The sequence below is a fragment of the Pseudomonas sp. ABa2 genome (assembly GCF_056676075.1).
In genome coordinates, this window is the sequence record NZ_CM155239.1 from 1,778,233 (window position 1) to 1,804,574 (window position 26,342).

General features: G+C 66.1%; 26 protein-coding genes and 4 tRNA genes. 26 read left to right on the plus strand and 4 right to left on the minus strand.

The genetic code is table 11. The features are described from left to right. Positions 1 to 6: 6 nt before the first annotated feature. The 6 genes from AC1G9C_RS08750 (at position 7) to AC1G9C_RS08775 (ending at position 2,192) form a co-directional block, all read left to right on the plus strand. Positions 7 to 1,245: an aspartate kinase gene (locus tag AC1G9C_RS08750; RefSeq protein ID WP_021443544.1), complete on the plus strand. Its 1,239-nt coding sequence runs from the start codon at positions 7 to 9 to the stop codon at positions 1,243 to 1,245. 188 nt (positions 1,246 to 1,433) lie between these two features. Continuing rightward, positions 1,434 to 1,619 (plus strand): carbon storage regulator CsrA, encoded by a 186-nt coding sequence (gene csrA / locus AC1G9C_RS08755; RefSeq protein WP_003244478.1) that lies wholly within the window; start codon positions 1,434 to 1,436, stop codon positions 1,617 to 1,619. A 61-nt stretch (positions 1,620 to 1,680) separates the two neighbouring features. Further along, positions 1,681 to 1,771: transfer RNA gene (locus tag AC1G9C_RS08760), tRNA-Ser, on the plus strand. 48 nt (positions 1,772 to 1,819) lie between these two features. Continuing rightward, a tRNA-Arg gene (locus AC1G9C_RS08765) sits at positions 1,820 to 1,896 on the plus strand. Positions 1,897 to 1,967: 71 nt separating this feature from the next. Then, positions 1,968 to 2,044: transfer RNA gene (locus tag AC1G9C_RS08770), tRNA-Arg, on the plus strand. A gap of 71 nt (positions 2,045 to 2,115) precedes the next feature. Further along, positions 2,116 to 2,192, plus strand: a tRNA-Arg gene (locus AC1G9C_RS08775). A gap of 34 nt (positions 2,193 to 2,226) precedes the next feature. Here AC1G9C_RS08775 and AC1G9C_RS08780 read toward each other — a convergent pair. Continuing rightward, complete coding sequence (locus AC1G9C_RS08780; RefSeq protein WP_480409955.1) at positions 2,227 to 2,709, minus strand: DUF4124 domain-containing protein; 483 nt, start codon at positions 2,707 to 2,709, stop codon at positions 2,227 to 2,229. Positions 2,710 to 3,029: 320 nt separating this feature from the next. Here AC1G9C_RS08780 and mgtE point away from each other — a divergent pair, with 320 nt between their 5' ends. Further along, positions 3,030 to 4,472 carry a magnesium transporter gene (gene mgtE / locus AC1G9C_RS08785; RefSeq protein WP_021444690.1) on the plus strand — a complete coding sequence of 481 codons (1,443 nt, stop codon included), beginning with the start codon at positions 3,030 to 3,032 and terminating at the stop codon, positions 4,470 to 4,472. Here mgtE and AC1G9C_RS08790 read toward each other — a convergent pair. Further along, positions 4,435 to 4,935 (minus strand): nuclear transport factor 2 family protein, encoded by a 501-nt coding sequence (locus AC1G9C_RS08790; protein WP_480409956.1) that lies wholly within the window; start codon positions 4,933 to 4,935, stop codon positions 4,435 to 4,437. The two genes, mgtE and AC1G9C_RS08790, sit on opposite strands and share 38 nt — an antisense overlap. 198 nt (positions 4,936 to 5,133) lie before the next feature. On the opposite strand from AC1G9C_RS08790, the gene AC1G9C_RS08795 reads away from it, so the two are divergent. The 4 genes from AC1G9C_RS08795 (at position 5,134) to AC1G9C_RS08810 (ending at position 9,432) form a co-directional block, all read left to right on the plus strand. Further along, positions 5,134 to 6,030, plus strand: a complete 897-nt coding sequence (locus AC1G9C_RS08795; RefSeq protein ID WP_480410397.1) for an AraC family transcriptional regulator — start codon at positions 5,134 to 5,136, stop codon at positions 6,028 to 6,030. 197 nt (positions 6,031 to 6,227) lie between these two features. Continuing rightward, positions 6,228 to 6,485 carry an OadG family protein gene (locus AC1G9C_RS08800; RefSeq protein WP_480409957.1) on the plus strand — a complete coding sequence of 86 codons (258 nt, stop codon included), beginning with the start codon at positions 6,228 to 6,230 and terminating at the stop codon, positions 6,483 to 6,485. A 24-nt stretch (positions 6,486 to 6,509) separates the two neighbouring features. Beyond that, a complete protein-coding gene (gene oadA / locus AC1G9C_RS08805) occupies positions 6,510 to 8,285 on the plus strand; it encodes a sodium-extruding oxaloacetate decarboxylase subunit alpha (RefSeq protein WP_480409958.1) in 1,776 nt (591 codons plus the stop codon). A gap of 10 nt (positions 8,286 to 8,295) precedes the next feature. Beyond that, a complete protein-coding gene (locus tag AC1G9C_RS08810) occupies positions 8,296 to 9,432 on the plus strand; it encodes a sodium ion-translocating decarboxylase subunit beta (protein WP_021444685.1) in 1,137 nt (378 codons plus the stop codon). Between the two features lie 83 nt (positions 9,433 to 9,515). Here the strand turns inward: AC1G9C_RS08810 and AC1G9C_RS08815 are convergent, their stop codons facing one another. Beyond that, the gene (locus tag AC1G9C_RS08815; protein WP_031303295.1) at positions 9,516 to 9,842 is read right to left on the minus strand and encodes an Arc family DNA-binding protein; all 327 of its coding nucleotides are present in this window, start codon (positions 9,840 to 9,842) and stop codon (positions 9,516 to 9,518) included. A 387-nt stretch (positions 9,843 to 10,229) separates the two neighbouring features. On the opposite strand from AC1G9C_RS08815, the gene phnC reads away from it, so the two are divergent. The 14 genes from phnC (at position 10,230) to AC1G9C_RS08885 (ending at position 22,103) form a co-directional block, all read left to right on the plus strand. Continuing rightward, positions 10,230 to 11,063 carry a phosphonate ABC transporter ATP-binding protein gene (gene phnC / locus AC1G9C_RS08820; RefSeq protein WP_480409959.1) on the plus strand — a complete coding sequence of 278 codons (834 nt, stop codon included), beginning with the start codon at positions 10,230 to 10,232 and terminating at the stop codon, positions 11,061 to 11,063. A 54-nt stretch (positions 11,064 to 11,117) separates the two neighbouring features. After that, positions 11,118 to 12,119: a phosphonate ABC transporter substrate-binding protein gene (gene phnD, locus AC1G9C_RS08825; RefSeq protein WP_480409960.1), complete on the plus strand. Its 1,002-nt coding sequence runs from the start codon at positions 11,118 to 11,120 to the stop codon at positions 12,117 to 12,119. Positions 12,120 to 12,185: 66 nt separating this feature from the next. Then, on the plus strand, positions 12,186 to 12,980 hold the full coding sequence (gene phnE / locus AC1G9C_RS08830) for a phosphonate ABC transporter, permease protein PhnE (protein WP_480409961.1): 795 nt from the start codon (positions 12,186 to 12,188) through the stop codon (positions 12,978 to 12,980). Between the two features lie 35 nt (positions 12,981 to 13,015). After that, on the plus strand, positions 13,016 to 13,720 hold the full coding sequence (phnF, locus tag AC1G9C_RS08835) for a phosphonate metabolism transcriptional regulator PhnF (RefSeq protein ID WP_021444680.1): 705 nt from the start codon (positions 13,016 to 13,018) through the stop codon (positions 13,718 to 13,720). A gap of 11 nt (positions 13,721 to 13,731) precedes the next feature. Further along, complete coding sequence (phnG, locus tag AC1G9C_RS08840) at positions 13,732 to 14,181, plus strand: phosphonate C-P lyase system protein PhnG (protein ID WP_122108457.1); 450 nt, start codon at positions 13,732 to 13,734, stop codon at positions 14,179 to 14,181. After that, a complete protein-coding gene (gene phnH, locus AC1G9C_RS08845; protein ID WP_021443045.1) occupies positions 14,181 to 14,792 on the plus strand; it encodes a phosphonate C-P lyase system protein PhnH in 612 nt (203 codons plus the stop codon). Before phnG ends, phnH begins: the two co-directional genes overlap by 1 nt. Next, positions 14,792 to 15,868: a carbon-phosphorus lyase complex subunit gene (locus tag AC1G9C_RS08850; protein WP_480409962.1), complete on the plus strand. Its 1,077-nt coding sequence runs from the start codon at positions 14,792 to 14,794 to the stop codon at positions 15,866 to 15,868. Before phnH ends, AC1G9C_RS08850 begins: the two co-directional genes overlap by 1 nt. Beyond that, positions 15,868 to 16,737: an alpha-D-ribose 1-methylphosphonate 5-phosphate C-P-lyase PhnJ gene (locus AC1G9C_RS08855; RefSeq protein WP_480409963.1), complete on the plus strand. Its 870-nt coding sequence runs from the start codon at positions 15,868 to 15,870 to the stop codon at positions 16,735 to 16,737. The genes AC1G9C_RS08850 and AC1G9C_RS08855 overlap by 1 nt, the downstream gene beginning before the upstream one ends. After that, positions 16,734 to 17,543, plus strand: coding sequence for a phosphonate C-P lyase system protein PhnK (phnK, locus tag AC1G9C_RS08860; protein ID WP_480409964.1), 810 nt, complete (start codon positions 16,734 to 16,736; stop codon positions 17,541 to 17,543). The genes AC1G9C_RS08855 and phnK overlap by 4 nt, the downstream gene beginning before the upstream one ends. 152 nt (positions 17,544 to 17,695) lie before the next feature. Then, entirely contained in the window at positions 17,696 to 18,412 is a 717-nt protein-coding gene (gene phnL, locus AC1G9C_RS08865) for a phosphonate C-P lyase system protein PhnL (protein WP_480409965.1), read from the plus strand. Continuing rightward, a complete protein-coding gene (locus AC1G9C_RS08870; protein ID WP_480409966.1) occupies positions 18,402 to 19,547 on the plus strand; it encodes an alpha-D-ribose 1-methylphosphonate 5-triphosphate diphosphatase in 1,146 nt (381 codons plus the stop codon). The genes phnL and AC1G9C_RS08870 overlap by 11 nt, the downstream gene beginning before the upstream one ends. After that, positions 19,547 to 20,104: a phosphonate metabolism protein/1,5-bisphosphokinase (PRPP-forming) PhnN gene (gene phnN / locus AC1G9C_RS08875; protein ID WP_480409967.1), complete on the plus strand. Its 558-nt coding sequence runs from the start codon at positions 19,547 to 19,549 to the stop codon at positions 20,102 to 20,104. Before AC1G9C_RS08870 ends, phnN begins: the two co-directional genes overlap by 1 nt. Next, entirely contained in the window at positions 20,095 to 20,859 is a 765-nt protein-coding gene (phnP, locus tag AC1G9C_RS08880; RefSeq protein ID WP_480409968.1) for a phosphonate metabolism protein PhnP, read from the plus strand. Before phnN ends, phnP begins: the two co-directional genes overlap by 10 nt. Continuing rightward, positions 20,856 to 22,103 (plus strand): MFS transporter, encoded by a 1,248-nt coding sequence (locus tag AC1G9C_RS08885; RefSeq protein WP_480409969.1) that lies wholly within the window; start codon positions 20,856 to 20,858, stop codon positions 22,101 to 22,103. Before phnP ends, AC1G9C_RS08885 begins: the two co-directional genes overlap by 4 nt. Positions 22,104 to 22,157: 54 nt before the next feature. On the opposite strand, the gene AC1G9C_RS08890 is transcribed toward AC1G9C_RS08885, so the two are convergent. Further along, positions 22,158 to 22,625, minus strand: a complete 468-nt coding sequence (locus AC1G9C_RS08890) for an Lrp/AsnC family transcriptional regulator (RefSeq protein ID WP_003247035.1) — start codon at positions 22,623 to 22,625, stop codon at positions 22,158 to 22,160. Positions 22,626 to 22,822: 197 nt separating this feature from the next. Between AC1G9C_RS08890 and AC1G9C_RS08895 the strand changes: the two genes are divergently transcribed. Next, positions 22,823 to 26,290: an indolepyruvate ferredoxin oxidoreductase family protein gene (locus AC1G9C_RS08895; protein WP_480409970.1), complete on the plus strand. Its 3,468-nt coding sequence runs from the start codon at positions 22,823 to 22,825 to the stop codon at positions 26,288 to 26,290. Positions 26,291 to 26,342: the final 52 nt, after the last annotated feature.

Here is a 26,342-nt window from a genome sequence, read left to right on the forward strand (position 1 = left end):
TTTGAAATGGCTTTGATCGTACAGAAGTTTGGAGGCACCTCAGTCGGCACCGTCGAGCGTATCCAGCAGGTGGCCGAGAAGGTGAAGAAGTTCCGCGAGAAGGGCGACGACATCGTCGTCGTGGTCTCCGCCATGAGCGGCGAGACCAACCGCCTGATCGACCTGGCCAAACAGGTCAGCGACGGTGACCCGGTGCCGCGCGAACTGGACGTGATGGTGTCCACTGGCGAGCAGGTGACCATCGCCCTGCTGGCCATGGCGCTGATCAAGCGCGGCGTGCCGGCGGTGTCCTACACCGGCAACCAGGTGCGCATCCTCACCGACAGCGCGCACAACAAGGCGCGCATTCTGCAGATCGACGACCAGAAGATTCGCGCCGACCTCAAGGCCGGCCGCGTCGTCGTCGTCGCCGGCTTCCAGGGCGTCGACGAGCACGGCAGCATCACTACCCTCGGTCGCGGCGGCTCCGACACCACCGGCGTGGCCCTGGCCGCGGCGCTGAAGGCCGACGAGTGCCAGATCTACACCGACGTCGATGGCGTCTACACCACCGACCCGCGCGTGGTGCCGCAGGCCCAGCGCCTGGAGAAGATCACCTTCGAGGAAATGCTGGAAATGGCCAGCCTCGGTTCCAAGGTGCTGCAGATCCGTTCGGTGGAGTTCGCCGGCAAGTACAACGTCCCGCTGCGCGTCCTGCACAGCTTCCAGGAGGGCCCGGGCACCCTCATTACCCTTGATGAAGAGGAATCCATGGAACAGCCGATCATTTCCGGCATCGCCTTCAACCGCGACGAAGCCAAGCTGACCATCCGTGGGGTGCCGGATATCCCTGGCATCGCCTTCAAGATTCTCGGCCCGGTCAGCGCCGCCAATATCGAAGTGGACATGATCGTGCAGAACGTCTCGCACGATAACACCACCGATTTCACCTTCACCGTGCACCGCAACGACTACAACAACGCCCTGACCGTGCTGCAGAAAACCGCCGACGAGCTGGGTGCCCGCGAAGTGGTCGGCGACACCAACATCGCCAAGGTCTCCATCGTCGGCGTCGGCATGCGTTCCCACGCCGGCGTCGCCAGCCGCATGTTCGAGGCGCTGGCCAAGGAAAGCATCAATATCCAGATGATCTCCACCTCGGAAATCAAGGTCTCCGTGGTGATCGAGGAGAAATATCTGGAACTGGCCGTGCGCGCACTGCACACTGCCTTCGAGCTCGACGCCCCGGCACGACAGGGCGAGTAACGCATGATCCGAAAGGCGCGGCTGGTTCCGCGCCTTTCGTCTTTTTGACTGGTGCGTCGGAACTTTCTTTCTGCGCGCTCTGGTCAATACTTGGGTGAAGGTTCCCGGGCTTGAGTTCGTTGGGGGCTGCCACCATTTTCTTTTTTGCAGACTGTTGTCCTGAAAATGAAATCCGTGAGGAGAAAGGAATGCTGATTCTGACTCGCCGGGTCGGAGAGACCCTGATGGTCGGTGACGATGTGACTGTCACCGTGTTGGGTGTGAAAGGTAATCAGGTGCGCATTGGCGTCAACGCGCCCAAAGAGGTTGCCGTGCACCGTGAAGAAATCTACCAGCGCATCCAGAAAGAGAAGGGTGACGAACCAAGCCACTAATTTTTCTACAAATTTTTGTTTGCAAACGGGGAAAACATGTTTATCATGCGCCCCGTGTTGCGGAGAGGTGGCCGAGTGGCCGAAGGCGCTCCCCTGCTAAGGGAGTACACCTCAAAAGGGTGTCGGGGGTTCGAATCCCCCCTTCTCCGCCATATTTAGTCAATCAGGCAGGCAGCACGCCTGGTCGGCAACAGCGACACGGACTCATAGCTCAGCTGGATAGAGTACTCGGCTACGAACCGAGCGGTCGGAGGTTCGAATCCTCCTGAGTCCGCCATCTTGGATGGCTTGCAGCAGTGCAAGCCATTTTGCTTCAACCAGCAGCGATCTGGTCTAAAAGCGCTAAACGGACTCATAGCTCAGCTGGATAGAGTACTCGGCTACGAACCGAGCGGTCGGAGGTTCGAATCCTCCTGAGTCCGCCATCTTGGATGGCTTGCAGCAGTGCAAGCCATTTTGCTTCAACCAGCAGCGATCTGGTCTAAAAGCGCTAAACGGACTCATAGCTCAGCTGGATAGAGTACTCGGCTACGAACCGAGCGGTCGGAGGTTCGAATCCTCCTGAGTCCGCCATACCCGAAGGGCCTGCAGCGATGCAGGCCCTTTTTTATTTCCCCTTCACGCAGCCCGCTTCGTCGAAGCTCACCTGGCGCGTGTTGCCGCTGTTGTCGCGGTAGTGGTAGCGCTGCAGGCCGTTCTGCCGGCTGATCTTCTGTGGCTTGCCCAGGCTGCTTTCCACGTCGCTGCGAGTCATGCCGCTGCGAATCTCCTGCTTGACGATCGCGGCCCGCCGCGCGCTGCCGGTAATCCGGTTGCCGCAGCCGTCGTCCTGTTGACCGACCACCACCAGTTCACTGGCCCCCTTTGTTCGCGTGCTGCGTTCGGGTTTGGCCAGTGGTACGGCCTTGCCGCTGCTCGGCGTCTGGTTGCGGGCGTTCTGGGTTCGCTGCTGCTGCTCTGTCGGGCAGCCGTGGCGGGTGAAGGTGATATGGCCGTTGGCGTCTTCACAGCGAAACACGGTGGCGGCCAGGCTGGCCTGGATGGGGTAGAGCAGGGCGGCGCAGAATGCGGCGCGCAACAATCCTTGCATGGGGCGTCCTCCTTGACGGGTGCCTGGGTCAGCTTAGCCCGTTGTTCCGAGCGTGCCAGGGTGTCCTGCCGAACGTCGCCGGCGTCGCAGCAACAGGATTTCAGCGCGGATTGAAGTTTGTGATGCAAGCAATTGTTCTTGCCTGGCTTTTCTCGCGTGCAAAGCCGTATTGCGGTGTTATCATTTGCCGCGTCAGCCCCGCCGGGGCTTGTGGAATACCACCATGGACTTACCCAGTAGTTACCAGACCCGATTTGACGATCGCGTAAAACCTGATTGATCCCCTTTGGCGTGCCCGCCAACTGGGGGTGGAGCGCGCTATGACTGAAGTAGAAGCCAAGAAGCCGCAAGAGAGCCTGCAGGATCGCCTGGCCCAGGTGGTCGAACTGCTGCATAGGCACAAGCTGGTGGAAGACCTGACCCATCGTCAGGAAGGCCAGCATCACGACCTGGTCGAGAACCTGGTGCACCGGCAGAACCTCGCCGAGCTGCAGCGCAAGCTCGACGACCTGCACCCCGCGGATATCGCCCACATCCTCGAAGCCCTGCCGCTCGACGACCGTCTGACCGTCTGGCAACTGGTCAAGGCCGAGCGCGACGGCGACATCCTGCTTGAGGTGTCCGACGCGGTGCGTGAGACCCTGATCGCCGACATGGACGATCACGAGATCCTCGCCGCGGCCAAGGACATGGACGCCGACGAACTGGCCGACCTGGCGCCGGAGTTGCCGCGCGACGTAGTCCACGAACTGATGGAGTCGCTCGATGCGCAGCAGCGCGAGCGCGTGCGTTCGGCACTGTCCTACGAGGAGGACCAGGTCGGCGCGCTGATGGACTTCGAGATGGTCACCATCCGCGAAGACGTCAGCCTGGAGGTGGTGCTGCGTTACCTGCGTCGCCTCAAGGAGCTGCCGGGCCACACCGACAAGCTGTTCGTGGTCGATTACGACGGCGTGCTCAAGGGTGTGCTGCCGATCAAGCGCCTGCTGGTTAACGACCCGGACAAGCAGGTCGGCGAGGTGATGGCCGACGACCCGGTGACTTTCCACCCGGACGAGGACGCCTACGACGCCGCTCAGGCCTTCGAGCGCTACGACCTGATTTCCGCCCCGGTGGTGGACAAGAACGGCAAGCTGATCGGTCGTCTGACCATCGACGAGATGGTCGACCTGATCCGTGAGGAGAGCGAAAGCGAAGTCCTCAACATGGCCGGTCTGCGCGAGGAGGAGGACATCTTCGCCTCGGTGTGGAAGTCGGTGCGCAACCGCTGGGCCTGGCTGGCGATCAACCTGGTCACCGCCTTTCTCGCCTCGCGGGTGATCGGCCTGTTCGAGGGCTCGATCGAGAAACTGGTGGCTCTGGCCGCGCTGATGCCCATAGTCGCTGGCATCGGCGGCAACTCCGGCAACCAGACCATCACCATGATCGTCCGCGCCATGGCGCTGGACCAGGTCGGCACCGGCAATACCTCGCGCCTGCTGCGCAAGGAGCTGGGCGTTTCCCTGATCAACGGCCTGCTCTGGGGCGGGGTGATCGGCGTGGTGGCCTATCTGCTCTACGACAGCTGGTCGCTGGGTGTGGTGATGACCGCGGCGATGACCCTCAACCTGCTGCTGGCGGCGCTGATGGGCGTGCTGATTCCCATGACCCTGGCACGCCTGGGGCGCGACCCGGCCATGGGTGCCAGCGTGATGATCACGGCGATGACCGACAGCGGCGGGTTCTTCATTTTCCTGGGGCTGGCGTCGATCTTCCTCCTGTAGGTTGCTCCATCAGCTGCACTAGCCGCCAGGTATCGAGGAAGGCCGTGACGTGAGTGATGCGGCCGTCCTCGAGCTGCATATGCCAGGCGTAGCTGTTCTCATAGCGGCTGCCATCATGGGCGGTCGCCTGGCCATCCCAGATCGCGACCACATAGGGCCCCTGCGCTACCAGCTGGCGAACCGTGGGGGTAATCGGCGTCGCCAGTTTGGCGGTGATGGGTTTGACCGCCTCTTCGAGAAACGCCTGACGTGTGGGGTAGGTACCTGATACCGGGCTGTTTCCGGCGACTATCCACACGGCGTCTTCGGCGAGCAGGTCGAAGACGCTGCCCTGGCCGTTGCGCCAGTCGTCGAAGGCCTGCTGGATCAGGGCGCGATTGTCCTGCGTGGCGCCGGCGGCCCAGCTCGGCAGGCTCAGCAGTACGCCGAGCAGCAGGGCGCCGAGGTGTCCTAACGGGTTCATGGATCGATTCTCCTATTGGCGGCTAGCGCCTGCGGCGTGCAGGGCGCAGGCCTCATGCTAGGCGGGGCGAGGCGGGCTGCTAAGTCCGGTTACTCTTTCGATCTTGCCTGTTTCTATTGCAAGGGCCATAGAATGTCGGCCCGCGGAAACTGCCGAGTCTCCAGAGCCATGATCGCGATATCCGACAGGCGCCAACGCATGGTGGAACTGATGCTGCGCCTGGCCCCCGAAGAGGGCTACACCGAGTCGTTACTCGACGGCGTGACCTTCATGCGCGCCAATCGCCCGCTGCCCAGCACGCCGGCGCTGTACGAACCGAGCATCGTCATCGTCATCCAGGGGCGCAAGCGCGGGTTGCACGACGGTAGGCTGTATGTCTACGACGCCCAGCACTACCTGGTGCTGGCGCTGCCTCTGCCGTTTTCCATCGAGACCGAGGCCAGCGCGGCCGAGCCGTTGCTGGGGCTGGCGTTGCGCATCGACCCGTTACTGGTCGCGGAGCTGGCCATCGGCCTGGACGAGGCGTCGCCCCCGGCGCCCGCCACCCTCTGTTCGAGCCCGCTGGATGCCAGGTTGAGCGAGGCGACGTTGCGCCTGCTGGAGGCGTTGGCCGAGCCGGACGAGGCGCGTTTGCTGGGGCCGTCGATTCTGCGCGAGATCGTCTTCCGCGTGTTGCAGGGCGAGCAGGGCGGCGGCCTGCGCGCGACCCTGGCGCAGGGCAGCCATTTCGGCCGCATCGCCAGGGTGCTGCGGCGCATCCACAGCGATTATCCCCAGGCGCTCGACGTCGCGACCCTGGCCGCGATGGCCAATATGAGCGTGCCGGCCTTCCATGTGCACTTCAAGGCCGTGACCAGTCGCTCACCGTTGCAGTATCTCAAGGCCATCCGCCTGCACCAGGCGCGCCTGTTGATGATTCGCAGCGGCATGAGCGCGGCCGACGCGGCGCAGCGGGTCGGTTACGAAAGTCCTTCGCAGTTCAGTCGCGAGTTCAAGCGCCTGTTCGGGCGTACCCCGGGCGCTGAATGTCGCCATTTCAAGGCGCTGCTGACGCTGGCGCCCGCCGTCGTCTCCCGGTCGGGCGTGGTTTCCTAGCGGGCCTCGCGCGAGCGCCCTCGTCTTTGGTAGTGGCAGTGCGTTGCCTACTACATAAAATGCCCGCCTGGTCCGTTTGAGGTTTGCTTGAAACGCTCGTTTCAGGCTAAGGTTCGCCAGCCTTGCCCGGGGCCGATCCCGGGCGCTCCTAATCAATAATGAATGCAGCCCGCGAGCTGCTGGCAAAAGGAGCCAAGATGACCCCCAGTGAACTCCTGCTCGAGGGTGTCGAGCTCATGCTGTTCGGCATGGGTTTCGTGTTTGTCTTTCTGGTACTGCTGGTGCTGGCGATCCGCGTGATGTCGCGTCTGATCGAAGTCTTCGCCCCGCACACACCTGCCCCCGTCGCCTCTTCCGCAGCACCTAGCGGCAAACCGGCCAGCCAGGAGCCGGATGCCGAATTGCTGGCCGCCATTCAATCCGCCATTCATCAGCACCGCGCCCGCCGCGGTTGATCAGGTTCTAGAGGGAGCACCTGTATGACTGCCGTTAAACAAGCACTCGGGATCACCGATGTGGTGCTGCGCGACGCCCACCAATCCATCCTGGCCACCCGCGTGCGCCTGGAGGACATGCTGCCGATCGCGCCCAAGCTCGATCAGGTCGGCTTCTGGTCGGTGGAGTCCTGGGGCGGTGCGACCTTCGATGCCTGCATCCGCTACCTGGGCGAAGATCCCTGGGAGCGCATCCGCGCGCTGAAGCAGGCGATGCCCAATACCCGCCAGCAGATGCTCCTGCGCGGCCAGAACCTGCTGGGCTACCGCCACTACGCCGACGACGTGGTGGAAAAATTCGTCGAACGCGCCGCCGTCAACGGCGTCGACGTGTTTCGCGTGTTCGACGCGATGAACGATCCGCGCAACCTGCAGACCGCCCTGCAGGCGGTCAAGCGCCAGGGCAAGCATGCCCAGGGCACCATCTCCTACACCACCAGCCCAGTGCACACCCTGCAGATGTGGGTCGATCTGGCCAAGCAGATCGAGGACATGGGCGCCGACTCCATCGCCATCAAGGACATGGCTGGCATCCTCACGCCCTACACCGCCTTCGAGCTGGTGTCGCGACTCAAGGCCAGCCTGGCCATCCCGATCCATATGCAGTGCCACGCCACCGCGGGGCTGTCTTCGGTGGCCATCCTCAAGGCGGTGGAGGCCGGTATCGATAACGTCGACACCGCGATTTCCTCGCTGTCGATGACCTACGGCCATTCGCCGACCGAATCGGTGGTGGCCATGTTCCAGGGCACCGAGCGCGACACCGGGCTGAATCTGGAGCTGCTGGAGGAAATCGCTGCGTACTTCCGCGAAGTACGGAAGAAGTACGCGAAGTTCGAGGGCAACCTCAAGGGCGTCGACTCGCGCATCCTGGTCGCCCAGGTGCCGGGTGGCATGCTCACCAACATGGAAAGCCAGCTCAAGGAGCAGGGCGCCCAGGATAAATTCGACCAGGTGCTGGCCGAGATCCCCCGCGTGCGCGAAGACCTTGGTTTCATCCCGCTGGTGACGCCCACTTCGCAGATCGTCGGCACCCAGGCGGTGATCAACGTGCTCACCGGCGAGCGCTACAAGTCCATTACCAAGGAAACCGCCGGCGTGCTCAAGGGCGAGTACGGCGCCGCGCCCGCGCCGTTCAACGCCGAGCTGCAGGCGCGCGTGCTCGATGGCGCCGAGGCGATCACTTGCCGCCCGGCCGACCTGCTGGACGCCGAAATGGACAAGCTGACCGCCGAACTCAAGGGCATCGCCCAGGAGAAGGGCATCAAGCTGGCCGCCGACGAGATCGACGACGTGCTGACCTACGCGCTGTTCCCGCAGATCGGCCTGAAGTTCCTGGAGAACCGCGGCAACCCGGCGGCCTTCGAGCCGGCGCCGACCGGCAAGGAAACCCCTGCCCGCGAGGCCGGCAAGCCCGAGGTCTACACCGTCGAAGTCAATGGTAAGTCGTTCGTCGTGCAGGTGGGCGAGGGCGGCGATATCGAGGGCATCAAGCCGCTCGCTGGCAGTGCCGCGCCTGCACCTGCCGCGCCCGTTGCCGTGGGGGGTGGCGAGCCGCAGGCGGCACCGCTGGCCGGCAATATCTTCAAGGTGCTGGTGCAACCCGGCCAGACCGTGGAGGAGGGCCAGTTGGTGATCATCCTCGAGGCGATGAAGATGGAAACCGAGATTCGCGCCTTCAAGGCCGGCAGCATCGGAGCGGTCAACGTCAAGGTCGGCGATGCGGTGGCGGTGGGCGACAGCCTGCTGACCATCGGCTGAGGGGCGCACCATGGAAAAGCTGCTCAAGCTCTGGCAGAGCACCGGCCTGTACCACCTGGAGCCCGGTCAGGCGTTCATGATCGCGGTGTGCATGCTGCTGATCTATCTGGCGATCAAGAAGGGCTTCGAGCCCCTGTTGCTGGTGCCCATCGGTTTCGGCGGCTTGCTGTCGAATATCCCGGTGGCCAATATGGCCGAGGGCGCCGGTTTCCTCCATCTGATCTATGAGGTGGGTCTGCCTACCAGCATCTTCCCGCTGCTGATCTTCCTCGGCGTCGGCGCCATGACCGACTTCGGACCGATGCTGGCCAACCCCAAGACCCTGCTGCTCGGCGCCGCCGCGCAGTTCGGCATCTTCGGCACCCTGCTCGGCGCCCTGGCGATCACCGCCATCGGCATTCCGGGGATGGAGTTCAGCCTCAAGGAGGCGGCATCCATCGCCATCATCGGCGGGGCGGACGGGCCGACCTCGATCTTCGTCACCTCCAAGCTGGCGCCGCACTTGCTCGGCCCCATCGCCGTGGCGGCCTATGCCTATATGGCCCTGGTGCCGCTGCTGCAGCCGCCGATCATGCGCGCGCTGACCACCAAGGAGGAGCGCGCCATCGTCATGCAGCAGCTGCGTCCGGTGGGGCAGACCGAGAAGATCATCTTCCCCATCGTGCTGTGCCTGCTGATCGGCATGCTGCTGCCGGACGCCGCGCCGCTGATCGGCATGTTCGCCCTCGGCAACCTGCTGCGCGAATGTGGCGTGGTCGAGCGCCTGGCCGATACCTCGCGCAACGCGCTGATCAACATCGTCACCATCTTCCTCGGTCTGACCGTGGGCTCCAAGCTGTCGGCCGAGGCCTTCCTGCAGCTCAAGACCCTGGGCATCCTGCTGCTGGGCATGGTCGCCTTCTGCGCCGGCACCGCCGCCGGCGTGCTGATGGCCAAGCTGATGAATGTGTTCAGCACCCACAAGGTCAACCCGCTGATCGGCTCGGCCGGCGTCTCGGCGGTGCCTATGGCTGCCAGGGTGTCGAACAAGGTGGGGCTGGAAGCCAATCCGCAGAACTTCCTGCTGATGCACGCCATGGGCCCGAACGTGGCCGGGGTGATCGGCTCGGCAGTGGCGGCGGGGGTATTGCTCAGCTTCGTCGGCTGAAGAAGGCGCGGAGTTCGCTCCGCGCCTTTAATACCCCCACAAAAAAACCGGCTCAAGGCCGGTTTTTTTGTGGGGGGCTTGCCTCAGGCTTCTTCGGCGGCCATTTCCACGTCGTGGGCGATCAGGGCGACCAGGGCGTTCTGCTGGCGGCGCGACAGCTGACGGAAACGCTGCAGCAGTTCGCGCTCGTGCAGGCTCAGCTCGGGGCTGTCGAGACGCAGGTTGAGCTCGTCGCCCAGGGCGCCTTCCTGCAGCATGCTCTGCTCCAGGCGGGCGATGATTTCCGAGTTCATGCTGCGGTGATGGTTGCGTGCTACGTCAGCGATACGCTCACGCATGCCATCGGGCAAGCGAACGACGAATTTGTCAGCCGTACGGCTGGAATAGGTAGCCTGTTTCATAGGGCGCATACATTAAACCGGTTAGTTCAGGAGAGCGAGACTGGTAGTCAGTTTCAAGATTGTCACCGGTTTGACCATCTTTAGCACTAGCCGTTCAACCAGTATCGCGTTATGCGTCGTTATGACCTAAGGGTCATCTGAACAGTTCCTTGACGCCAATTACGTGTCGAATTCTGGGCCAGGTAAAGGCGATATGCCAGCACCGACTGTCAGAAATGCGCAGTATTCGGCAGAAGTCGTGCTCGGGCTGTGCTCGGGCATAAAAAATTCAAGCCCTGGTCACTCAATCGTCATCCCCGGTTCACGGCTCTGACACAGCTTGCGCCTACCTTGGTCTACACCAGATGGCGGCCAGGCGCTGCCTTCTTATCGTCAATGATAGTAGAGGGCCAGCCCATGAGCGCAGTGATTCGAGTCGATAGCCTGAACAAGACCTTCGGTCAGAAACAGGCGCTGTTCGACCTGGCGCTGTCGGTGCAGCCGGGCGAGATGGTGGCGCTGATCGGCGCCTCCGGCTCGGGCAAGTCGACGTTGCTGCGGCATCTGGCCGGCCTGGCCTGCTGCGACCGCACCGGCGGTGGCAGCATCGAGGTGCTTGGCCGTCAGGTGCAGGCCGCAGGCCGTCTGAACGGCGAGGTGCGCCGCCTGCGCGCCGATATCGGTTACATCTTCCAGCAGTTCAACCTGGTCGGTCGCCTCAGCGTATTGCAGAACGTGCTGCTCGGCGGTCTGGGGCGCATGCCGCGCTGGCGCGGCAGCCTCAGTCTGTTCAGCGCCGAGGAGAAGCAGCGCGCCATGGACGCCCTTGAGCGCGTCGGGCTGGCCGATCTTGCCGCGCAGCGAGCCTCTACGCTATCAGGCGGCCAGCAGCAGCGCGTGGCCATCGCCCGTGCCCTGTGCCAGCAGGCCGAGGTGATCCTGGCCGACGAGCCGATCGCCTCGCTCGACCCCGAGTCGGCACGCAAGGTGATGGAGATTCTCGCCGACATCAATCGCCGCGACGGCAAGACCGTGGTGGTGACCCTGCATCAGGTCGACTACGCGGTGCGCTATTGCCGGCGTGCGGTGGCGCTGAAAGGCGGGCGCATCCATTTCGACGGCCCCACCGACAGCTTCAACCCCGATTTTCTCAACGACCTCTACGGCGGCGACCTCGACGTCAGCCTGCTGCTGCCGCAAGGGCAGCGCCCGCGCGCCGTCGAGCGCCCGCTGGTGCTGGCCAAGGCCTGACCTCGCTGCCCCCATTCGATCCAACAACGCCAACTTGCAACAGGAGTGTGCTCCATGTTCAAACGCATCGGCCAGGTGCTGGCTGCCTCTGCGCTCGTCACCGGTTCCCTGCTGGGCACGGCCCAGGCCGCCGAGGAGCTCAATTTCGGCATCATCTCCACCGAGTCCTCGCAGAACCTCAAGGCCATGTGGGATCCCTTTCTCGCCGACATGAGCAAGCAGACCGGCTTCAAGGTCAACGCCTTCTTCGCCCCGGACTACGCCGGGATCATCCAGGGCATGCGCTTCGACAAGGTCGACGTGGCCTGGTACGGCAACAAGGCGGCGATGGAAGCGGTGGATCGCGCCGGCGGCGAGGTGTTCGCCCAGACCGTCGCGGCCAACGGCGCGCAGGGTTACTACAGCCTGATGGTGGCGCACAAGGACAGCCCGCTCGAGTCGATCGATGACATGCTGAAGAACGCCGCCAGCCTGACCTTCGCCAACGGCGACCCCAACTCCACCTCCGGCTACCTGGTGCCCGGCTACTACGTGTTCGCCCAGAACAAGGCCGACCCGAGCAAGATCTTCAAGCGCGCGCTCAACGGCAGCCATGAGGTCAACGCGCTGTCGGTGGCCAACAAGCAGGTCGACGTCGGCACCTTCAACAGCGAGGGCATGGAGCGCCTGGAAGTGACCGCGCCGGACAAGGCCGCGCAGCTCAAGGTGATCTGGACCTCGCCGCTGATCCCCTCCGACCCGATGGTCTGGCGCAAGAACCTGGCCGACGCGAGCAAGGCCAAGCTGCGCGAGTTCTTCATGACCTACGGCGCCAAGCCGGACGAGAAGAAGGTCCTCGAGGGCCTGCAGTGGGGCCAGTTCAAGGTCTCCGACGACGACCAGCTGCTGCCGATCCGTCAGCTCGAGCTGTTCAAGAAGCGCAGCGAAGTGGCCGCCAACGCCACGCTCAAGGACGCCGACAAGCAGGCGCAGCTCAAGGACATCGACGCCGAGCTGGCCAAGCTGGAACAGCGCATGGCCGAGCGCGACAAGCAAAACGGCGCCAGCGCCGGTTGAATCCGACAGCCCCTCGGCACCTGCCGAGGGGCTGATCGCAAGTCGTTTTTTCGAGATACCGCCTTCATGACCACTCTGACTACCGCCACACCGCCAGCCGCCGACGCCAAGCGCTCCTGGTTGCAGTTGATCGGCTGGGGCCTGTTCTTCGCCGTGCTGGCCTGGTCCTGGCAGGGCGCCGAGATGAACCCCCTGGCGCTGGTGCGCGACTCGGGCAACATGGCCACCTTCGCCGCCGACTTCTTCCCGCCGGACTTCAGCAACTGGTGGCACTACGTCAAGGAGATGGTCGTCACCGTGCAGATCGCCCTGTGGGGCACGGTGCTGGCCATCGTCTGCGCCATTCCGCTGGGCATTCTCTGCTCCGAGAACATCGTGCCCTGGTGGATCTATCAGCCGGTGCGGCGGGTGATGGACGCCTGCCGTTCGATCAACGAAATGGTTTTCGCCATGCTCTTCGTCGTCGCGGTCGGCCTCGGCCCGTTCGCCGGTGTGCTGGCGCTGTTCATCAGCACCACCGGGGTGCTGGCCAAGCTGTTCGCCGAGGCGGTCGAAGCCATCGACCCGGGCCCGGTGGAAGGGGTGCGCGCCACCGGCGCCAGTGCCCTGCAGGAGGTGATCTTCGGCGTCATCCCGCAGGTGCTGCCGCTGTGGATTTCCTACTCGCTGTACCGCTTCGAGTCCAACGTGCGCTCGGCCACGGTGGTCGGCATGGTCGGCGCCGGCGGCATCGGGGTGATCCTCTGGGAGGCCATTCGCGGCTTCCAGTTCGCCCAGACCTGCGCCCTGCTGATCGTGATCATTCTGGTGGTGAGCGCCATCGACATCCTCTCCCAGCGCCTGCGCAAACTCTTCATCTAAAGGAGATGGGCGCCTGCGAGCGCCTTTTTTAAGCCATGCACTTGTCTAGACGAATCGAACCGCTGTACCGCGAGCTAGCCGCCGTGCTGCGCGAGGAGCTGCAGCGCATGAGCCCGGGCGACTACCTGCCGGGCGAGCTGCAACTGGCCGCGCGCTTTGCCGTCAACCGCCACACCCTGCGCCGCGCGGTGGACGAGCTGGTGCTCGAAGGCCGCCTGCTGCGCCGCCAGGGCAAGGGCACCCAGGTGCTGGCCAAACCGCTGATCTACCCGGTGGAGGCGGGCAGTGCCTACAGCCAGTCGCTGTCGGCGCTCGGCCACCGCGTCGAGGCCCGGCTGATCGAGCGTATCCGCCGCCCCGGCTCTGGCGAGGAGTGTCGCCACCTGCAGCTGGCCGACGGCAGCGAACTGCTCGAGCTGGCCACCCTGCGCCTGCTCGACGGGCAGCCGATGAGCCTGATCCGCCACCGCTTCTGCGCCAGCCTGGCGCCGCTGCTGGCCGACTACCAGGGCGGCTCGCTGCGCCAGTACCTGGGCCAGCGCGACCTGCCGCTGGCGCGCACCTTCAGCCTGATCGGCGCACGCCTGCCCAGCCGCGAGGAGGCTGCGCACCTGCTGATGCCACGCCATGCGCCGCTGCTCAGCGTACTCACCCTGTCCCGCGATCCGGCTGGCCGGGCGGTGGAGCTGGCGCAGTCCAGCAGCCGCGCCGACCGCTTCCAGTACCAGGTAGCGACCTGATGGAGACCCGCATGAACGAACATGATTCGAACATCGCCGTACGCCAGCGCTGGATGGGCGTGCTGGCCCGCGCCGGCGACGCCCTCGATGCCCACGAGGCGGCGCTCAAGGACAGCGCCTACCAGCTGATCCGCGCCCCCGAGGTGGGCATGACCCTGGTGCGCGGGCGCATGGGCGGCACCGGCAACGCCTTCAACCTCGGCGAGATGACCGTCACCCGCTGCGTGGTGCGCCTGGCCGACGGCCGCACCGGCTACAGCTACCTGGCCGGCCGCGACAAGCGCCGCGCCGAGCTGGCGGCGCTGGCCGACGCCCACCTGCAGGGCAGCGACCAGGCGCGCTGGCTCAGCGACCTGATCGAACCCCTGGCCCGCCAGCAGCGCGAACAGCGCCTGGCGCGGGCCGCACAGACTGCCACCACCCAGGTGGAGTTTTTCACCCTGGTCAGAGGAGAGGATTGATGAACGCGCCGCACAGCTCGCACTGGCTGCAACCGGCTTTCGACGACCCGGTGCTGGACGCCCAGCTCAGCTTCCGCGCCGCCCTCGGCGCCCTGGCCGAACCGGGTCTGCCGCGCGCCATGGATCGCGCCCACGCCCTGGGTGACCTGGCCCCGGCCACCTATGGCCTGTGCCTGGCCTTTCTCGACAGCGACACGCCGCTGTGGCTGGCGCCGCGCTTCGATACGCCGCTGATCCGCGCCAACCTGGCGTTCCACTGTGGCTGCCCGATAGTCGCCGAGCGCGAGGTGGCGCTGTTCGCCCTGCTCGATGAGCGCGAGCTGGGCGACCTGGCGGACTTCGACAACGGCAGCGAGCGCTACCCGGATCAGTCCTGCACCCTGCTGATCCAGCTGGGCGAGCTGCACGCCGGCCCGGCCCTGCGCTGGCGCGGCCCCGGCATCAAGGACGTGCGCAGCGTCAACCTGCCGCTGCCGGCCTCGTTCTGGCAGCAGCGCCAGGCGCGCAGCGCCTTTCCCCGTGGCCTGGACTGCTTCTTCGCCGCGGGCGGCGAGGTGATCGGCCTGCCGCGCAGCACCCGCGTGCTGATCGAAACCGAGGAGGCTGCCTGATGTATGTCGCCGTCAAGGGTGGCGAACGCGCCATCGACAATGCCCATCAACTGCTGGCCAACCGTCGCCGCGGTGATACCGCCGTCGCCGAACTGGGCGTGCAGCAGGTGCGTCAGCAACTGCCGCTGGCCGTGGCCCGGGTGATGAGCGAGGGCTCGCTGTACGACGAGGAACTGGCCGCGCTGGCCATCAAGCAGGCGGCCGGCGACCTGATGGAAGCTATCTTCCTGCTGCGCGCCTACCGCACCACGCTGCCGCGTTTCGGTGCCAGCGAGCCGCTGGACAGCACGCGGATGCAGCTGGAACGACGCATCTCCGCCACCTTCAAGGACCTGCCCGGCGGCCAGTTGCTCGGCCCGACCTTCGACTACACCCACCGCCTGCTGGACTTCGCCCTGCTGGCCGAGGGCGAGTATCCGGCGCCGGAAGCAGCCGTTACCGATGAGTCCAAGCCCTGTCCGCGGGTGCTGGATTTTCTCGCCGAGGAGGGCCTGATGGCCCGCGAGGTGGATGACGGCGCGCCGGTACCCGACATCACCCGCGAGCCGCTGGCCTTTCCCGCCAGCCGCGCCGAGCGCCTGCAGGCATTGGCCCGTGGCGACGAGGGCTTCCTCCTGGCGCTGGGGTATTCCACCCAGCGTGGCTACGGGCGCAACCACCCCTTCGCCGGGGAGATCCGCATCGGCGCCGTCGAGGTATGGATGACGCCCGCCGAACTGGGTTTCGCCGTGCCGCTGGGCGACATCGAAATCACCGAGTGCGAGATGGTCAACCAGTTCGTCGGTGAAAGCGCCGAGCAGGCGCAGTTCACCCGCGGCTACGGCCTGGCCTTCGGTTACGCCGAGCGCAAGGCTATGGGCATGGCCCTGGTCGACCGCGCCCTGCGTGCCGGCGAGTACGACGAAGAGGTGCAGGGCCCGGTGCAGGAGGAGGAGTTCGTGCTGATGCACTGCGACAACGTCGAGGCCGCCGGCTTCGTCTCGCACCTCAAATTGCCGCACTACGTCGACTTCCAGGCCGAACTGGAACTGATCCGCAAGCTGCGCCGCCAGGCGCCGGCAGAGGAGAACCGCTGATGAACCTTTCCACTGCAAGCGGCGCCCGCGAGGCGTCGGCCTACAACTTCGCCTACCTCGACGAGCAGACCAAACGCATGATTCGCCGTGGCCTGCTCAAGGCCGTGGCGATCCCCGGCTACCAGGTGCCTTTCGGTGGCCGCGAGATGCCGCTGCCCTACGGCTGGGGCACCGGCGGCATGCAGCTGACTGCGGCCATTCTCGGCGCGGACGACGTGCTCAAGGTGATTGACCAGGGCGCTGACGACACCACCAATGCGGTGTCGATCCGCCGCTTCTTCGCCCGCACCGCTGGCGTCGCCACCACCGAGCGCACGCTGGAGGCCAGCGTGATCCAGACCCGCCACCGCATCCCGGAAACCCCGCTGTCGGCCGGGCAGATCATGGTCTATCAGGTGCCGATTCCCGAGCCGCTGCGTTTTATCGAACCGAGCGAGCAGGAGACGCGGACCATGCATGCGCTGGAGGACTACGGCGTGATGCACGTGAAGCTGTACGAGGACATCGCCACCTTCGGCCATATCGCCACTGCCTACGCCTACCCGGTGACGGTGGACGAGCGCTACGTGATGGACCCCTCGCCGATTCCCAAATTCGACAACCCCAAGCTGGACATGAGCCCGGCGCTGATGCTGTTCGGCGCCGGTCGCGAGAAGCGCCTGTATGCGGTGCCGCCCTTTACTCGGGTGGTCAGCCTGGACTTCGAAGATCACCCCTTCGCCGTGCAGCGCTGGGACTATTGCTGCGCCTTCTGTGGCAGCAGCGAGTCCTTCCTCGACGAGCTGATCGTCGACGACGCCGGCAGCAAGCGCTACGTCTGCTCCGACACCGACTACTGCCGCCAGCGCACCGAGGAGAACCTGCAATGAGCGCCGCCGAACCTCTGCAACCTGCCGTGGCAGCGGCCGAGCCGCTGTTCTCGGCGCGCGACCTGACCCGCCTGTACGGCCCGGACAAGGGCTGCCAGGGGGTGAGCTTCGACCTCTATCCCGGCGAGGTGCTGGGCATAGTCGGCGAGTCCGGCTCGGGCAAGTCCACCTTGCTCAGCTTGCTCTCCGGGCGCTGCCCGCCGGATCGCGGCAGCGTGAGTTATCGCGGCCGCGATGGCCAGTGGCTCGACCTGTACAGCGCCAGCGAGGCCGAGCGGCGCACGCTGCTGCGCACCGAGTGGGGCTTCGTCGAGCAGAACCCGCGTGACGGCCTGCGCATGGCTGTGTCGGCCGGCGCCAACATTGGTGAGCGGCTGATGGCCCAGGGCGTGCGCCACTACGGCGAACTGCGCGCCGCCGGGCTCGACTGGCTGAGCCAGGTGGAGATCGACCCGGCGCGTATCGACGACCTGCCGCGCACCTTCTCCGGCGGCATGCAGCAGCGCCTGCAGATCGCCCGCAACCTGGTCTCCGCGCCGCGCCTGGTGTTTATGGACGAGCCGACCGGGGGCCTCGATGTTTCCGTTCAGGCGCGTCTGCTCGACCTGTTGCGCGGCCTGGTGCGTGAGCTGGACCTGGCGGTGGTGATCGTCACCCATGACCTGGCGGTGGCACGGCTGCTGGCCGACCGCCTGATGGTGATGCGCCGCTCGCGTGTGGTGGAGGCGGGGCTGACCGATCAGATTCTCGACGATCCGCAGCATCCCTATTCGCAGCTCTTGGTGTCGTCGGTGTTGCAGCCATAAGCGTACCGCGAGCTGGTGCTGCGTAGGGTGGATGACGCTTTTCTCATCCACCAGCGAGTCGTCATCGGTGGATGGATAAAGCGCCATCCACCCTACAACCGACCACCCGTAGCTCCGAGGAAACCAGGGCTACGACGGTAATAGAGGTAGGTATGAACAACCTGATCGAGGTCAGCGGCCTCAGCAAGACCTTCACCCTGCACCAGCAGAACGGCGTCGTCCTGCAGGTGCTGCGTGACCTGAATTTCGCCGTGCGCGGCGGTGAGTGCCTGGTACTGCATGGCCAGTCCGGCGCCGGCAAGTCGACCCTGCTGCGCACCCTGTACGGTAACTACCTGGCCGCTGGCGGCAGCATCCGCATCCGCCATCAGGGCGAGCCGGTGGAGCTGGTCGGCGCCGAGTCGCGCCAGGTGCTGGCGGTGCGTCGGCAGAGCCTGGGTTACGTCAGCCAGTTCCTGCGGGTGATTCCGCGCGTGTCGACGCTGGACGTGGTGATGGAGCCGGCGCTGGCCCGCGGCTGGACGCGCAGCGACGCCGAGGCGCGGGCCAAGGCCCTGCTGAGTCGGCTGAATATCCCCGAGGCGCTGTGGCAACTGGCACCGGGCACCTTCTCCGGGGGCGAGCAGCAGCGCGTCAATATCGCCCGCGGCTTCATGGTCGAGTGGCCGGTGCTGCTGCTCGACGAACCCACCGCCTCGCTGGACGAGGCCAACCGCCAGGTGGTGCTGGAGTTGATTCTGGAAGCCAAGGCGGCCGGCAGCGCGCTGATCGGCATCTTCCACGACCGCATCGCCCGCGAGGCGGTGGCCGACCGTTACCTCGACATGAGCGCCGCGGCGGCGCAACCGGAGTACGTCTATGTCGTCTGAACAGATTCTCAGCAACGCCCGCATCGTCACCGCCGAGCGCGAGTTCCTCGGCACCCTGCTGCTGCGAGACGGGCTGATCGCCGCGGTGGACGAGGGCGCCAGCCGCCTGCCGCAAGCCCAGGACCTGGGCGGCGACTACCTGCTGCCGGGGCTGGTGGAGCTGCACACCGACAACCTGGAAAAGCATATGAGCCCCAGGCCGGGAGTCGATTGGCCCTCGACCTCGGCGGTGCTGACCCACGATGCGCAGATCGTCGCCGCCGGCATCACCACGGTGTTCGATGCGCTGGCCATCGGCGACATCAACCCGCGTGGCCGGCGCATGCAGCAGCTGCCGGCGATGATCGAGGCCATCGCCGCCAGCGAGGCGGCCGGGCAGACCCGCGCCGAGCACCGCCTGCACCTGCGTTGCGAGCTGTGCCACCCCGATGCCCTGACCATCTACCGCGACCTGGTGGAGCACCCGTTGGTGGCGCTGGTGTCGGTGATGGATCACTCGCCCGGCCAGCGCCAGTTCGCCAAGGTGGAGAAGTACCGCGAGTACTACATGGGCAAGTACCACCTGAGCCCGGCGGAGATGGAGGATTTTCTCCAGGAACAGATCGCCAACTCGCGCCAGTACAGCGACCGCCAGCGCCGCGCCATAGTCGAAGACTGCCACGCCCGCGGCATCTCGCTGGCCAGCCATGACGACGCGACCCTGGCCCACGTGCAGGAGTCCGCCGGTTTCGGCATGGCCATCGCCGAGTTCCCCACCACCCTGGAAGCGGCAAGGGCCAGCCACGAGCTGGGGCTGAAGGTGCTGATGGGCGCGCCGAATCTGGTGCGTGGTGGCTCGCACTCCGGCAATATCGCCGCCGCGGAGCTGGCGCGCCACGGCGTGCTGGATATCCTCTCCAGCGACTACTACCCGGCCAGCCTGCTGCACGCGGCCTGGCTGCTCGCCGGGCAGGACAACGACTATGATTTGCCGGCGGCCATCGCCACCGTGAGCCGTGCGCCAGCCAGGGCGGCCGGCCTGGATGATCGCGGCGAGATTCGCGTCGGCCTGCGCGCCGACCTGGTGCAGGCCAGGGCGCATGGCCAGCAACCGGTGATCCAGCAGGTGTGGCGCCAAGCACGAAGGGTGTTCTGATGCAGGGCAGGTTGATCTATCTGATGGGGCCTTCGGGCTCGGGCAAGGACAGCCTGTTGCAAGCCGCACGTGCGCCGCTGGAGGCGCACGGCTGCCGTTTCGCCCGGCGGGTGATCACCCGCAGCGCCGAATCGGTAGGGGAAGATGCGCTGGGCGTGAGCCCGGCAGAGTTCGAGCGCCTGGAAGGCGAGGGCGCCTTCGCCCTGAGCTGGCGCGCCAACGGCCTGGCCTACGGCATCCCGCGCGAGATCGATGACTGGCTGAGCGCCGGCCAGGACGTGCTGATCAACGGTTCGCGCGGTCATCTCGAGGCGGCTCGTCAGCGCTATCCGGATCTGTTGGCGATTGTTCTGCAGGTCGACGAAGCGGTGCTGCGCCAGCGCCTGCTGGCTCGCGGCCGTGAAACGCCGGAGCAGATCGAACAGCGCCTGGCGCGCAGTCGCCAGTTGCAGCAGGAGGATAAGGCTGACACCGTCATCCTCGACAACTCCGGCCCCCTGCCGCACACCGTCAGTCGCCTGCTGCACCTGCTCGACGAGGCTCGCCGATGCGCCTGACCCTGCTCGGCACGGGAGACGCCCGTCAGGTGCCGGTCTACAACTGCAGCTGCCCGGCCTGCGACGCCGCCCGCGTCTATCCGGCGCGCCGCCGTGGCCCCTGTTGCGCACTGATCGAATGCGGCACGCAGCGCTGGCTGATCGACAGCGGCCTGACCGATCTCGCCGAGCGCTTCGCGCCGCACAGCCTCAGCGGCATCCTGCAGACCCATTACCACGCCGACCACGCCCAGGGCCTGTTGCACCTGCGCTGGGGCCAGGGGCTGATCATCCCGGTGCACGGGCCTGATGACCCCGAGGGCCTGGCCGACCTGTACAAGCACCCCGGCATTCTCGACTTCAGCCAGCCGTTCGCCGCCTTCGAGCGCCGCGCATTGGGTGAGTTACGGGTCACCGCCTTGCCGCTGACGCATTCCAAGCCGACCTTCGGCTACCTGTTCGAAGGGCAAGGGCTCGAAGGGCAGGGCCGGCGCATCGCCTACCTTACCGACACGGTCGGCGTACCCGAGGCCAGCTGCGCCGAGCTGGATCGCGCGCCGCTGGATCTCTTGGTGCTCGATTGCTCCACCGCGCCGCAGCCGCTGGCGCCGCGCAACCACAACGACCTGACCCGCGCCCTGCAAGTGGTCGAGCGCCTGCGCCCGCAGGAGACCGTGCTGACCCATATCGGCCATAGCTTCGACGCCTGGTTGCTGGATCATCCCGACGCGCTGCCGCCCGGGGTGACGCTGGCCAGCGACGGGCGCGTGCTGTGAACAACGCCCGTCGCCTGACGTTGCTGCTGTGCACGGCCGAGACCCTGGGCATGGCCGGCTTCGCCCTGTTCGCCGCGCTGCTGCCGGAGTTCCAGCAGCTGTGGGGGCTCTCCAACACCGAGGCGGGCTGGATCGGCGGCGGCTTCTTTCTCGGCTACATGCTCGCCGTGCCGGTTCTCACCGGCCTGACTGACCGTCACGACGCGCGACTGATCTACCTGGCGGCCATGCTGCTGACAGCGCTGGCCAGTGCCGGTTTCGTCTTCGCCGAAGGCTTCTGGTCGGCCCTGGCCTGGCGGGTGCTGGCCGGTATCGGCCTGGCCGGCACCTATATGCCGGGACTCAAGGCGCTCTCCGAGCGTATCGACGGCGCCGCGCAGTCGCGCGCCATCGCCTTCTACACCGCCAGCTTCGGCCTGGGCACGGCGCTGTCCTTCATTCTCGCCGGCGAGCTGGCCAAACTCGGCGGCTGGCAATTGCCGGCGCTGCTCAGCGGCGCCTGCGCCTTGCTGGCCTGGGCCATGGTGCAGTGGGGGCTGGCGCCCAAACCGGTGGTGGCCCATGAGCCACGCCGGCTGCTGGACCTGGCGCCGCTGAAAAGCCGCGCGGTGCTGGCCTACTGCCTGGCCTATGCGGTGCATAACCTGGAGCTGTTCGCCCTGCGTGCCTGGCTGGTGGCCTTCGTGGTGTTCGCCGGGCACTTGCAGGGCGTCGAGCCCTGGCTGTCCGCCACCTGGGTGGCGATGCTGGCGACGTTGATCGGCATGCCGTCGAGCATTCTCGGCAATGAGCTGGCGCTGCGTTTCGGTCGGCAGCGCTGGCTGATCGGCGTGATGTTCGCCTCCGCGCTGCTGGCAGTCGTGGTCGGCCTGGGGGCGGCACTGCCGTTCTGGGTGATGCTGGTGTTGGTGCTGCTTTACGCGGTGACAGTGACTGCCGACTCGGCTTCGCTGACCGCTGGACTGGTCAGTGTCGCCCCGGCCAGCCATCGTGGCGCGGCCATGGCGCTGTACTCCTGCACTGGTTTTACCGGTGCCTTTCTCGGCCCGCTGCTGTTCGGCATGTGCCTCGACGCTCTGGGCGACGACCGGTTGCTCGGCTGGTGGGCGGCCTTCGCCCTGATGGGGCTGCTGCTGTTGCTCGGGCCGCTGGCCTTGCGCTGGGCGGGGGCGGCCCCTGGGGATTCCGGGGCAGAGGCGACCTTGGTGCGCACGGCGCAGCCTGGGGGCCAACGGCTGCCTTAGGCCTCGGCTTGCGCTCGCCGGACTGATACAGGGTGCGCACGGCCGGCGGCGGCCCTAATCCAGCGGCAGCTCGGTGGTGCGTTTGACCTCGCTCATGGCGATATGCGAGTGCGCCTCCTGCACGTGCGGGCGCTGCAGCAGGTGGTCGCGCAGAAAGCGTTCGTAGTCGGCGATGTCGCGGGCCACCACCTTGAGCAGGTAGTCCGAGCCGCCGGCCATGGTGTAGCACTCCAGCACCTGCGGGTAGCCCACCACCGCCTGCTCGAACTCCTCCAGATTGCCGCGGCCGTGGGCCGACAGCTTGATGTCGACGAACACCGTCATGCCCAGGCCCAGCTGCTTGGGGTTGAGCAGGGCGACCTTACGTTCGATCAGGCCTTCCTCCTGCATGCGGTGGATGCGCCGCCAGCAGGGCGACTGCGACAGCTCGACCTTCTCCGCCACCTCGGCGGCGGACAGGTCGGCGTCGTGCTGCAGCAGGCGGAGAATCTTGCGGTCGATGGGGCTCAGCTTGTCCTGCATGACTGTTTCCAATTTCTTGTGATTGTTGGAAGGATCATGCGCAGTATCGGCAATTCGGCCCGTAAATAGAAAGAAAAAAGCGGAACTCCTCGGTCATGATCTTTGCCAGTCGTCCCGTACAGCGATCCTGGCGGGGCAGAACAGGATGGCACCCACCGTTGCCATCCAAGGTCGCCATAAAAATAAAAGGAGCGCCCATGTCACTGGCCGAGATCCGCCTGGATGACAAGTACCGTCTCGCCACCGGTCACCTCTACCTGACCGGCACCCAGGCGCTGACCCGCCTGCCCATGCTGCAGAAGCAGCGTGACGCCGCCCATGGTCTGAACACCGCCTGCTTCATTTCCGGTTACCGCGGCTCGCCCCTGGGCAACCTGGACAAGAGCCTGTGGGACGCCAAGCAGTACCTCAAGGACAACCACATCCACTTCCAGCCCGGGGTCAACGAAGAGTTGGCCGCTACCGCCTGCTGGGGCAGCCAGCAGACCAGCCTGTTCCCGGGCGCGCGCTACGACGGCGTGTTCGCCATGTGGTACGGCAAGGGCCCGGGTGTGGATCGCTGCGGCGACGTGTTCAAGCACGGCAACTCGGCCGGCGTATCGCCCCATGGCGGCGTGCTGCTGCTGGCCGGCGACGACCATGGCTGCAAGTCCTCGAGCATCGCCCACCAGAGCGAGCACGCCTTTATCGCCGCTTCGATTCCAGTGCTGAATCCGGCCAACGTCCAGGAAATCCTCGACTACGGCATCATCGGCTGGGAGCTGTCGCGCTACAGCGGCTGCTGGGTGGCGCTGAAAACCATCGCCGAGAACGTCGATTCCTCGGCCGTGGTGGAAGTCGATCCGCTGCGGGTCGAGGTGAAGACTCCCACCGACTTCAAACTGCCGGAAGACGGCGTGCATATCCGCTGGCCGGACCCGCCCCTGGTCCAGGAAAAGCGCCTCAACACCTACAAGATCTACGCCGCGCGCGCCTTCGCCCTGGCCAACAACCTCAACCAGATCAAGCTGGATTCGCCCAACCCGCGCCTGGGCATTATCACCACCGGCAAGTCCTACCTGGATGTACGTCAGGCGCTCAACGACCTCGGCCTGGACGAGGCGCTCTGCGCCCAGGTCGGCCTGCGCGTGCTCAAGGTCGGCATGAGCTGGCCGCTGGAACCGGTGTCGGTGCACGAGTTCGCCGAGGGCCTGGACGAGATCCTGGTGGTGGAGGAAAAGCGCAGCATCATCGAGGACCAGCTGACCGGCCAGCTCTACAACTGGCCGGTGGGCAAGCGCCCGCGGGTGGTCGGCGAGTTCGACGAGGACGGCAATTCTCTGCTGCCGAACCTCTCCGAGCTGACCCCGGCGATGATCGCCCGGGTGATTGCCAAGCGCCTGGCGCCGATCTATTCCAGCCCGGTGATCGAGGAGCGCCTGGCCTTCCTCGCCGCCAAGGAGGCGGCGCTGGCCGCGCCCAAGCACAACACCGCGCGCACCCCGCACTTCTGCTCCGGCTGCCCGCACAACAGCTCGACCAAGCTGCCGGAGGGCAGCCGCGCCCTGGGCGGCATCGGTTGCCACTACATGACCCAGTGGATGGACCGCAACACCGACACCTTCACCCAGATGGGGGGCGAGGGTGCCACCTGGATCGGCCAGGCGCCGTTCACCGACACCCCGCACGTGTTCCAGAACCTCGGCGACGGCACCTACTTCCATTCCGGCCAGCTGGCGCTGCGCGCCTCGGTCGCCGCCGGGGTCAATATCACCTACAAGATCCTCTACAACGACGCGGTGGCCATGACCGGCGGCCAGCCCATCGACGGCGAGCTGCGTATCGACCAGCTCAGCCAGCAGGTCTATGCCGAGGGGGTCAAGCGCATCGCCCTGGTCAGCGACGAGCCGGACAAGTACCCGACCCGCGCCACCTTCGCCCCCATCGTCAGCTTCCACCATCGCCGCGAGCTGGACGCCGTGCAGCGCGAGCTGCGCGAGTTCAAGGGCGTGTCGGTGATCCTCTACGATCAGACCTGCGCCACCGAGAAGCGCCGCCGGCGCAAGCGCGGCAAGCTGGTGGATCCGCAGAAACGCGCCTTTATCAACCCGGCGGTGTGCGAGGGCTGCGGCGACTGCAGCGTCAAGTCCAACTGCCTGTCGGTGCTGCCGCTGGAGACCGAGCTGGGGCGCAAGCGCGAGATCGACCAGAACGCCTGCAACAAGGATTTCAGCTGCCTGGAAGGCTTCTGCCCGAGCTTCGTCACCGTGCATGGCGGCAGCCTGCGCAAGCCCGAGGCCGTCGGCCTGGGCGCGCTCTTCATCGCCCTGCCGGAGCCGCGCCAGCCTGCGCTGGAGCGTCCGTGGAACATCCTTCTGCCCGGCGTCGGCGGCAGCGGCGTGACCACGGTCGGCGCGCTGCTGGGCATGGCCGCGCATCTCGAAGGCAAGGGCTGCACGGTGCTGGATCAGGCCGGCCTGGCGCAGAAGTTCGGCCCGGTGGTCACCCATATCCGCATCGCCGCCAAGCAGGAGGATATCTACGCGGTGCGCATCGCCGCCGGTGAGACCGATTTGCTGCTCGGTTGCGACCTGGTGGTGGCCGCCAGCGAAGAGGCCTTGGCCAAGCTCAACGACAAGATCGCCCATGCGCTGGTCAACAGCCACGAGGCGGCCACCGCCGAGTTCACCCGCAACCCCGATGCCCAGGTGCCCGGCGCCGCCATGCGCGAGGCCATCGTCGAGGCCGTCGGCGCGGCCAAGACCCAGTTCGTCGACGCCACCCGCCTGGCCACCCGCCTGCTCGGCGACAGCATCGCCACCAACCTGTTTATGCTCGGCTACGCCTATCAGAAGGGTCTGGTGCCGGTATCGGCCGAAGCCATCAACAAGGCCATCGAACTCAACGGCGTGGCGGTGCAGCTCAATCAGCAGGCCTTCCTCTGGGGCCGGCGCGCGGCCCACGACCTGGCCGCGGTGGAGAAGCTGGCCGCGCCCAAGGTGGTCGAGGCGCCGCGTTGCCAGAGCCTGGAGGATATCGTCGAGGATCGTGCGCAGCGTCTGAGTGCTTACCAGAACGCCGCCTACGCCGCGCGCTACCGCGAGCTGGTCGAGCGCGTGCGCCAGGCCGACACTGACGCCGAGCAGCGCCTGAGCAAGGCCGTAGCACGCTATTACTTCAAGCTCCTGGCCTACAAGGACGAGTACGAGGTGGCGCGCCTGTACAGCGACGCCGCCTTCCGCAAGCAGCTCGAGGCCCAGTTCGAGGGCGACTACCAGCTGCAGTTCCACCTGGCGCCGAGCTGGCTGAGCAAGCCCGATCCGGTCACCGGTCAGCCGCGCAAGCGCGCCTTCGGTCCCTGGATGCTCAAGGCCTTCGGCGTGCTGGCGCGCTTCAAGTTCCTGCGCGGCACGGTGCTCGATCCGTTTGGCCACAGTGCCGAGCGCAAACTCGAACGCGAGCTGATCGAGGAGTACGAGGCGACCGTCGCCTATCTGCTCGCCGAGCTCAATGCCGGCAACTACCGCACGGCGGTGGCGCTGGCCGAGATTCCCGAGCAGATCCGCGGCTACGGCCACGTCAAGGAAGCGGCGCTGGCCAAGGCGCGCGAGCAGGCCGTGCAGCTCAAGGCGCGCATGGCCGTCAGCGAAATCGCCGCGGTGCAGCTGTTCGAGCCGGCCGCCTGATATTCCCCCGTCACCCCTTGCCACCCCCTCCCGCCTGGGAGCGGGGCGGCCT

Coding starts and splice junctions, on each gene's coding strand:
- phnC (WP_480409959.1), top strand. CDS start 10,230: ATGAGCGCAGTGATTCGAGTCGATAGCCTGAACAAGACCTTCGGTCAG.
- AC1G9C_RS08800 (WP_480409957.1), top strand. CDS start 6,228: ATGACCCCCAGTGAACTCCTGCTCGAGGGTGTCGAGCTCATGCTGTTC.
- AC1G9C_RS08795 (WP_480410397.1), top strand. CDS start 5,134: ATGGTGGAACTGATGCTGCGCCTGGCCCCCGAAGAGGGCTACACCGAG.
- oadA (WP_480409958.1), top strand. CDS start 6,510: ATGACTGCCGTTAAACAAGCACTCGGGATCACCGATGTGGTGCTGCGC.
- phnF (WP_021444680.1), top strand. CDS start 13,016: ATGCACTTGTCTAGACGAATCGAACCGCTGTACCGCGAGCTAGCCGCC.
- phnL (WP_480409965.1), top strand. CDS start 17,696: ATGAACAACCTGATCGAGGTCAGCGGCCTCAGCAAGACCTTCACCCTG.
- AC1G9C_RS08780 (WP_480409955.1), bottom strand. CDS start 2,709: ATGCAAGGATTGTTGCGCGCCGCATTCTGCGCCGCCCTGCTCTACCCC.
- AC1G9C_RS08750 (WP_021443544.1), top strand. CDS start 7: ATGGCTTTGATCGTACAGAAGTTTGGAGGCACCTCAGTCGGCACCGTC.
- phnE (WP_480409961.1), top strand. CDS start 12,186: ATGACCACTCTGACTACCGCCACACCGCCAGCCGCCGACGCCAAGCGC.
- csrA (WP_003244478.1), top strand. CDS start 1,434: ATGCTGATTCTGACTCGCCGGGTCGGAGAGACCCTGATGGTCGGTGAC.
- AC1G9C_RS08855 (WP_480409963.1), top strand. CDS start 15,868: ATGAACCTTTCCACTGCAAGCGGCGCCCGCGAGGCGTCGGCCTACAAC.
- phnP (WP_480409968.1), top strand. CDS start 20,095: ATGCGCCTGACCCTGCTCGGCACGGGAGACGCCCGTCAGGTGCCGGTC.
- phnH (WP_021443045.1), top strand. CDS start 14,181: ATGAACGCGCCGCACAGCTCGCACTGGCTGCAACCGGCTTTCGACGAC.
- AC1G9C_RS08890 (WP_003247035.1), bottom strand. CDS start 22,625: ATGCAGGACAAGCTGAGCCCCATCGACCGCAAGATTCTCCGCCTGCTG.
- AC1G9C_RS08850 (WP_480409962.1), top strand. CDS start 14,792: ATGTATGTCGCCGTCAAGGGTGGCGAACGCGCCATCGACAATGCCCAT.
- AC1G9C_RS08790 (WP_480409956.1), bottom strand. CDS start 4,935: ATGAACCCGTTAGGACACCTCGGCGCCCTGCTGCTCGGCGTACTGCTG.
- phnN (WP_480409967.1), top strand. CDS start 19,547: ATGCAGGGCAGGTTGATCTATCTGATGGGGCCTTCGGGCTCGGGCAAG.
- phnG (WP_122108457.1), top strand. CDS start 13,732: ATGAACGAACATGATTCGAACATCGCCGTACGCCAGCGCTGGATGGGC.
- phnD (WP_480409960.1), top strand. CDS start 11,118: ATGTTCAAACGCATCGGCCAGGTGCTGGCTGCCTCTGCGCTCGTCACC.
- AC1G9C_RS08895 (WP_480409970.1), top strand. CDS start 22,823: ATGTCACTGGCCGAGATCCGCCTGGATGACAAGTACCGTCTCGCCACC.
- AC1G9C_RS08870 (WP_480409966.1), top strand. CDS start 18,402: ATGTCGTCTGAACAGATTCTCAGCAACGCCCGCATCGTCACCGCCGAG.
- AC1G9C_RS08815 (WP_031303295.1), bottom strand. CDS start 9,842: ATGCGCCCTATGAAACAGGCTACCTATTCCAGCCGTACGGCTGACAAA.
- AC1G9C_RS08810 (WP_021444685.1), top strand. CDS start 8,296: ATGGAAAAGCTGCTCAAGCTCTGGCAGAGCACCGGCCTGTACCACCTG.
- mgtE (WP_021444690.1), top strand. CDS start 3,030: ATGACTGAAGTAGAAGCCAAGAAGCCGCAAGAGAGCCTGCAGGATCGC.
- phnK (WP_480409964.1), top strand. CDS start 16,734: ATGAGCGCCGCCGAACCTCTGCAACCTGCCGTGGCAGCGGCCGAGCCG.